The organism is Streptococcus sp. HSISS2, from assembly GCF_000448665.1.
In the GTDB taxonomy this organism is placed as follows: domain Bacteria; phylum Bacillota; class Bacilli; order Lactobacillales; family Streptococcaceae; genus Streptococcus; species Streptococcus raffinosi.
The window spans coordinates 1,125,988-1,132,289 of record NZ_CM002133.1; the positions used below are offsets into that span (position 1 = coordinate 1,125,988).

Here is a 6,302-nt window from a genome sequence, read left to right on the forward strand (position 1 = left end):
ATCGAAATCTTTGTGACGCCTGAGAAGGTCCAAAACTTCTTACCCGAAAACAAGGTCTTGGCAATTCTCTTTGGGACTCTGATTGGTTTCATCTTTCCCTCATGTGAATGTGGGATTGTTCCTATTATCACGCGCTTTCTAGAGAAAAAAGTGCCTAGTTATACGGCCATTCCGTTTATGGCAACGGCTCCTATCATTAATCCAGTCGTTCTCTTTGCGACCTACACGGCCTTTGGGAACTCTTGGTACTACGTCCTTTTACGCTTTATCGGAGCTTTCTTGGTCGCCATGATTTTGGGAATCTTGCTTGGCTTCGTGGTGGATGACCAGATTCTCAAGGATAATCGCAAGGTCAATCATGTTCATGATTATAGTGGCTTGTCAGCTGGTAAGAAAATCTTTCAGGCCTTGGTTCATGCGGTGGATGAATTTTTCGACACTGGGCGTTACCTGATTTTCGGGAGCCTGGTGGCCGCAAGTATGCAGACCTACCTACCAACCCGTATCCTAACAAGCATCGGGCACAATTCGGTGACTGCCATCCTCATCATGATGCTTTTAGCCTTTATCCTCTCGCTTTGTTCGGAAGCGGATGCCTTTATCGGAGCTTCGCTACTCTCTAGTTTTGGAGTGGCTCCAACGGTGGCCTTCCTCATTATCGGGCCTATGGTTGACATTAAGAACCTCATAATGATGAAACACCAGTTTAAGACACGCTTTGTTGGACTCTTTGTGGGAACAGCGGGTCTGGTGACAGTGATTTACTGTTTGGTATTGGGGGTGATTTAATGTTACGTTTTCTTATCTTGTCTGGGTATTTTGAGCTGGTCATGTACCTGCAGGTTTCTGGCAAGCTTAACCAGTACATTAATATCCACTACTCCTACTTGGCCTACATTTCTATGATTCTTTCCTTTATCCTTGCGGTGGTTCAACTCATTGTTTGGATGAAGCAGATGAAGGTTCACTCGCATTTGTCTGGCCGAGTAGCTAAGGTAGCCAGTATCGCCTTCTTGGCCTTTCCAGTCCTCACTGGCCTTTTGGTGCCAACCGTAACACTGGATGCGACTACTGTCTCAGCAAAAGGCTATCATTTTCCACTGGCGGCAGGAAGTAATCCTAATCAGGCCGACCAAGAGGGAACGACCATTCAGTACTTGAAGCCTGACACCAGTTCCTACTTCACCTCCTCAGCTTATGAGAAGGAAATGACCAAGGAACTCGCCAAGTACAAGGGGCGTGAGACCATCCACATTACTACGGAAAATTACATGGAAGTCATGGAGCTCATCTACCTCTATCCTGACGATTTCGTAGGTAAGAAGGTCAGCTATACAGGCTTTGTCTACAATGACCCACAAACCAAGGGCTATCAGTTTATCTTCCGTTTCGGTATCATCCACTGTATCGCCGACTCAGGCGTTTACGGACTGGCAACGACCGGAAGCAACCAAACCTTTAAGGATAATGCCTGGGTAACAGTCACAGGTACCATTTCTGTGAATTACTATAAAAATCTCAAACAGACCCTTCCTATCCTTAACCTGACTGAGGTTAAAGAGGTCAGTCAACCCGACAATCCCTATGTTTATCGTGTATTTTAAAAAGCCAAGTTCAGTTGAACTGGCTTTTTAAGTTGAATCAATAGTTTCGAATTTTTTAAGTGTGCTCCTTCTATTACTTTTACTATTTTAGTATTACGTACTGGGGGGAACAATGCCATTAGTCTAATTTGTTGTAAACATGCATTCTACCATATATCGCATCAGAACCAAAACGAACTTGTCCATTACTATCAAAGAAAATTGGGTCACTGGTTGGTCCATCATTGTGAGCAAATCCTGCTACATAACTGCCATCTTGAGCAAAACCATTATGTAGCTGACTACTTGTGTCACTATAACCGTCTTCGGCAGTAACACGAGTCACACTACCAGATGGGGAAACCATAATTGTATCTCCTAAGTCATTTTGATAGGTACCAGCAACACTAGAGAAATCACCATTGGCAATTGCTGTAGTATCAACTGCAGTGGTAGTTGATGCTTGTTCAGCTGGAGCAGCTGGAGTAGCTGGTTGTTCTGTTGTAGCTCCCTGATTTCCTACAGCTGTTCCTTCAGTAGGATTGGTTGACGCAACTTCCTGTTGAGAAGTGCCAGCAACATTACTGGCATCTGCAATACAGATGTTTTTTCTCCAAGAAGTTCAGACACGGATATATTCAAGCGTTTAGCCAAGTGGTCTAATGTTTCTAGTTTAGGTTGCGATTTTCCACTCTCTATTCTTGTTAATTGACGAACAGATAGAACCTTCTTATCATCACAAAATGTCTCCTTTGTTAGACCCTGTGCTAATCTTAATTCTCTTAATCGGTGACCAAAGTCTTGTCCCAACATAACTTTCTCCAGTCTATTTAAGATTATTACGAACATTGTTACTTTTAGTATTATAACAATTACAAAAATCAATTTCAAACTGCAAAAAACCAAGTCAACTTGGACTTGGTCTTGGATTTCATTTTTGAACAAATGGTTGTAAATTACCAACTGGTTGGCAAGGAAATTGGAATGTTGAGTTTGACTTTCATCTTACCGTTAGCAACTGAGGCTTGGTCAATCTCGTAGCCGATGTCAGGGAGTTTAAGCTGAATCTGATCGTTAACCATGCGGATACCACTATTAGATTGAGCGATGCTCTTCTTGAGGTAAGGTAGAACCAGTGATTTAGGGACTGGAAGGCGACCTAGGTGAGCACCTGCTAAGTCTAGTAGGATGACTTCCTTGTTAGTACTAACTGTAAAATCAAGGCTAAATGTTGATCCGACTGGGCCAATGGAAACTGGTACCTTAACTGTCAGATAGGAATCTCCCAAATCTACGGTGCTATTTTGTAGTGTCTCGTCCTTAGAATCCGAAAGGCTTGCTTTAAGCACCTGACGCAGTTGGTTACTATCGAGATTAATTTCGGTAGAAAGACCGCCTGATGATAGGGACGCCCCTCCAATACCTGCTTTAGCTAGGTCAGCTAAAGTCGTTTGTGTTGATACATTTTTTAATTGGTCTTGACTGTCAATCTTGTCCGGAATGAGAAGGGCCGCCACTGCAATAAAGAGCACAATGACGAGGACAATGAGTCGTTTAAACCATTTCCACATAGGGAATACCTCGTTTCAAATTTTCACTTTTGAGGTCTATTGTACTGTAATAAGGGGAAAAAAGCGAGTAAGAACTGGAAATTCTCTCATATTTTCTTAATGCTCAAGCTAGTTCACAGTTCAAAAGAAATAAAAGTGATGAGCAGTATCAAATAATTATCTGCTCTCATAGGCTCATCCCTACTCCTCTAAAGGAGTGATATCGCTAAGCAGAGACCTGCAGCAGTATTTGCAAAAGCCTGGATAAAGACACTTGGAAGAATAGAGCCACCTGCTTTTTTCTCATTGATAGCACCAAAGACGTAAGCTATGAGACTGATAAAAGCAAAAATCATAACAGCTTTTAGAAAGCCTATTAGTTGGATAAACATAAGCGCATGAATCAGACCAAATAATAATGACTGGATGAGATTTGCTCCTAGAAATCCTAGTTTTCCTTGCAATCTTTTCAAAAGAAAACCTCTAAAAAAGATTTCTTCTGGTAAGGCAGTGCCTAAGATAGCGTAAGCTAGAATGGCAGGGAGAGCTCCAATTCCCTTTCCAGAAAAATCTGCTGTGGCTGTTTTGCTAGGGTCAAACCAACTGAAAAGCACTACCGAAAAAAGAAGGAAAACTAGGGCCATACCCAAGATAATTTGGAGTAGCTGACTGATATTTTTTGTCTGAACCTTCTTTAAACCAATCCAGTCAAAGAAGCCGACCTTTTTCCTCCTCCAAATCAACCAAGTCATAAAAGGAGTGAAAGAAACGATGATTAGTTCCAAAATACCGTTCACCAGTTTAGACATAAACAGGGTAATGAGTTTGTCCTCCATTTCTAATCAAAAGATAGTTTTGACCTTTTGAAAACGATTACCTTGACGCCTTGATTATACTATTTTTAAGAAAATAAGAAAGCCATTTCTTCACCAGTCTTGCCAGGTTTCTTTGGCACGAATCACACGGTCTTGCTTATACTCGATATGGTAAACACGCCAGCCACCAAGCCAATCGTCTTCCAGCTTGTACTCAACACTTCCTTGAACATCATCACCCTGACCCAAAAGCTTCTCCACTTCTTTTCGCACCATTCCTTCAAGCTGATACTGGCGTTGAAAACTCCACATCAACTTGTGACGCATGGAATCTGGGGTATGGGCCCATTTTTCGGGAGTAAATACCCGATCACGAGGGACAATGATTGCAACATGAACCAGACAAATGATTTCAATGATTAGCCACAAGGCTTTTCGTCGTCTGGGTCTGCTTTCTAGAGTAAGGGATGCCATCAGACTGCCTTACCTTCTCTTGCTCCCAATGCTCATCAATCTCGACGGTATGCTCTTTAGCAAAATGGTAGATTATATCTCTAGCCAGGTCTTGAGACACACGAGCCACATTAGTCATACCAGTATCTAAGTCTGCTGTGTCGTGCTCTAAGCGATACTTGCCATTCTCGTACTCTACAAAGATGAAACGAGGGGACTCTTTACCGCCATAGGTAAAATAAAGACTATCATAGGATACAGGAAGTTGCACAAGAGCATCCCAGATGTCACTTTCTCTTGGGCCTGCAATCGTATCATAGTTCACCTCATCTGCTGTCGAAATACGCATGACTAGACCTTCTGATTTCTTCCTAAGAACCGTTAACCAATAAAATAAATCCATCTTTTTTCTCCTTTAAATAATGATGCCTTTTTGCTTCAGATTATCCAGACATTCCTGTAAATAGATAGCATTATGCTCTGGATAAATAATAGGCGGTAAATTTTCCTCTTCAAGCCTGTCGTAGGCTGGCAGTTGCTTTCCTCGATACTCTTTTTCAAACCATTCGGGGCTGACACGATAGCCCCGTTCTGTCATTTCTTGCATAATGAGCTCATGGTATTTAAACAAGCGGTAGGGGGAATAGTCAAAAACATAATTAACCGTAGCATGTTTACGTTGCCATCCCTTGCCACGAAGGGCACAACATTCTCGGTGTTGCCCTAATAATTGCTGACGGGGTAGTTTTGAAATCAAGGCTTGATGCCATAGTCTCATTTGCTACCTCCATTAATCAGAGTTGACTCCTCAAGATAGCGATTAGGGTACTTGGTGAGGAGCTCTCTGACGGATGTCACCAAATGAATCTGGGGAATACGACCTGCCGCATAGCTATCCAATTGGGCCATAAACATCTCCTTCTCACTGGCAGTTGCTTTTTTCTTAAAATAGCCCCAGATATGTTGGAAGGCATTAACGACCTGACCTGGATTTTCAGGAAGGTCCAGGGCTTGATCAATGTAGGCCTGAACCTGATCCAAACGAACCTCATCTTGCTTTAGATAAGTACGGATTTCTAGGTAAATCTTGTTGGAATGGCTGAGCACCAGATATTTATTTGCTGCCCAAAGTCGCTCGCACTGGCGGCGGGGATTGCTTGTTGTCATTAGAGACCTTCCTTTATTGCTTTCTTAACAGTATAGCATAGTTTAAATGGGGAGCATAGACCATCCTCCAAGTCAGTATCGATTTAACTTTCAAAAATAGTCCAAACATTTTCAGAAAGGAGATTTTGCTTGGTTCGTTTGAAAACGTTTGCTATACTTGAGTTATCAAAGAAAGGAGACAAGCCTATGACATTGTCCAAAAAACTCACACTTTCTCTTGCCTCTATGGCAGTTCTTGGTCTTTTAGCAGCCTGCTCAAACCAGAAAGCTCAAACACCTGAAAGCTCTGCTAGCACCCAACAAAGTTCAAGTAAGGTTTCATCTTCACAAAGTTCTGAAGCCTCTAAACAAACTGAAGGGCTAGATGGCACCTATAAAGGGACTGACGAAAATGATCGCATTACTCTTACCATCTCTGGAAATACTGGAACTTGGGAAGAGGACGAGGCAGATGGCGAGAAGGAAAGCAAGCCTGTAACAGTTAACTCTGACAATCAAAGTCTGACAATCGGTGACGACACCAAATACTATAAACTCGATGGTAATCAACTGACTATTGAAGATGACGACCATGATCCAAATGATACGGTTGTCTTGATGAAATAAAATGAAAAACCTTAGCCAAACTACTCTCTGGAATTTAGCTAAGGTTTTTTATGTTATACTATAGGCAGAAAGAAAACGGATACAAAGAGGAGGTTGACGATGACTCAAAGAAGATTATGGGTGACTCT

The 6,302-nt window shown here is 42.1% G+C and carries 11 protein-coding genes; 3 read left to right on the forward strand and 8 right to left on the reverse strand.

Annotated elements, in window-relative coordinates; all coding sequences use genetic code 11:
* Positions 1-789 (forward strand): permease (locus tag HSISS2_RS04955; protein WP_042767010.1); only part of this gene is annotated, 789 nt, incomplete at its 5' end.
* Positions 789-1,604 (forward strand): TIGR03943 family protein, encoded by an 816-nt coding sequence (locus HSISS2_RS04960; RefSeq protein WP_021145690.1) that lies wholly within the window; start codon positions 789-791, stop codon positions 1,602-1,604. The genes HSISS2_RS04955 and HSISS2_RS04960, both read left to right, overlap by 1 nt.
* Before the next feature lie 118 nt (positions 1,605-1,722).
* Here HSISS2_RS04960 and HSISS2_RS12190 read toward each other — a convergent pair whose 3' ends face one another.
* The 8 genes from HSISS2_RS12190 to HSISS2_RS05000 form a co-directional block, all read right to left on the reverse strand.
* Positions 1,723-2,187, reverse strand: coding sequence for a DUF6287 domain-containing protein (locus HSISS2_RS12190; RefSeq protein WP_368000085.1), 465 nt, complete (start codon positions 2,185-2,187; stop codon positions 1,723-1,725).
* Positions 2,103-2,396 (reverse strand): helix-turn-helix domain-containing protein, encoded by a 294-nt coding sequence (locus tag HSISS2_RS04970; protein WP_060934186.1) that lies wholly within the window; start codon positions 2,394-2,396, stop codon positions 2,103-2,105. The genes HSISS2_RS12190 and HSISS2_RS04970 overlap by 85 nt, the downstream gene beginning before the upstream one ends.
* 143 nt (positions 2,397-2,539) lie before the next feature.
* Positions 2,540-3,154 (reverse strand): hypothetical protein, encoded by a 615-nt coding sequence (locus HSISS2_RS04975; protein WP_021145692.1) that lies wholly within the window; start codon positions 3,152-3,154, stop codon positions 2,540-2,542.
* 188 nt (positions 3,155-3,342) lie between these two features.
* Entirely contained in the window at positions 3,343-3,918 is a 576-nt protein-coding gene (locus HSISS2_RS04980; protein ID WP_240472061.1) for a CPBP family intramembrane glutamic endopeptidase, read from the reverse strand.
* Positions 3,919-4,059: 141 nt separating this feature from the next.
* Complete coding sequence (locus HSISS2_RS04985; RefSeq protein WP_231087403.1) at positions 4,060-4,377, reverse strand: hypothetical protein; 318 nt, start codon at positions 4,375-4,377, stop codon at positions 4,060-4,062.
* Positions 4,361-4,804, reverse strand: a complete 444-nt coding sequence (locus HSISS2_RS04990; RefSeq protein WP_021145695.1) for a hypothetical protein — start codon at positions 4,802-4,804, stop codon at positions 4,361-4,363. The genes HSISS2_RS04985 and HSISS2_RS04990 overlap by 17 nt, the downstream gene beginning before the upstream one ends.
* A 12-nt stretch (positions 4,805-4,816) precedes the next feature.
* Positions 4,817-5,179 (reverse strand): TIGR02328 family protein, encoded by a 363-nt coding sequence (locus tag HSISS2_RS04995; RefSeq protein WP_042767013.1) that lies wholly within the window; start codon positions 5,177-5,179, stop codon positions 4,817-4,819.
* Positions 5,176-5,568, reverse strand: a complete 393-nt coding sequence (locus HSISS2_RS05000) for a YbgA family protein (RefSeq protein ID WP_021145697.1) — start codon at positions 5,566-5,568, stop codon at positions 5,176-5,178. Before HSISS2_RS05000 ends, HSISS2_RS04995 begins: the two co-directional genes overlap by 4 nt.
* Before the next feature lie 186 nt (positions 5,569-5,754).
* Here HSISS2_RS05000 and HSISS2_RS05005 point away from each other — a divergent pair, with 186 nt between their 5' ends.
* Positions 5,755-6,174, forward strand: coding sequence for an SP_0198 family lipoprotein (locus tag HSISS2_RS05005; RefSeq protein WP_021144440.1), 420 nt, complete (start codon positions 5,755-5,757; stop codon positions 6,172-6,174).
* The last annotated feature ends 128 nt before the right edge of the window (positions 6,175-6,302 follow it).

What these genes read in the sequence shown, in the direction of transcription:
- HSISS2_RS04960 (WP_021145690.1), top strand. Translation starts at nt 789, where the DNA reads ATGTTACGTTTTCTTATCTTGTCTGGGTATTTTGAGCTGGTCATGTAC.
- HSISS2_RS05000 (WP_021145697.1), bottom strand. Translation starts at nt 5,568, where the DNA reads ATGACAACAAGCAATCCCCGCCGCCAGTGCGAGCGACTTTGGGCAGCA.
- HSISS2_RS04995 (WP_042767013.1), bottom strand. Translation starts at nt 5,179, where the DNA reads ATGAGACTATGGCATCAAGCCTTGATTTCAAAACTACCCCGTCAGCAA.
- HSISS2_RS04970 (WP_060934186.1), bottom strand. Translation starts at nt 2,396, where the DNA reads ATGTTGGGACAAGACTTTGGTCACCGATTAAGAGAATTAAGATTAGCA.
- HSISS2_RS04990 (WP_021145695.1), bottom strand. Translation starts at nt 4,804, where the DNA reads ATGGATTTATTTTATTGGTTAACGGTTCTTAGGAAGAAATCAGAAGGT.
- HSISS2_RS04975 (WP_021145692.1), bottom strand. Translation starts at nt 3,154, where the DNA reads ATGTGGAAATGGTTTAAACGACTCATTGTCCTCGTCATTGTGCTCTTT.
- HSISS2_RS05005 (WP_021144440.1), top strand. Translation starts at nt 5,755, where the DNA reads ATGACATTGTCCAAAAAACTCACACTTTCTCTTGCCTCTATGGCAGTT.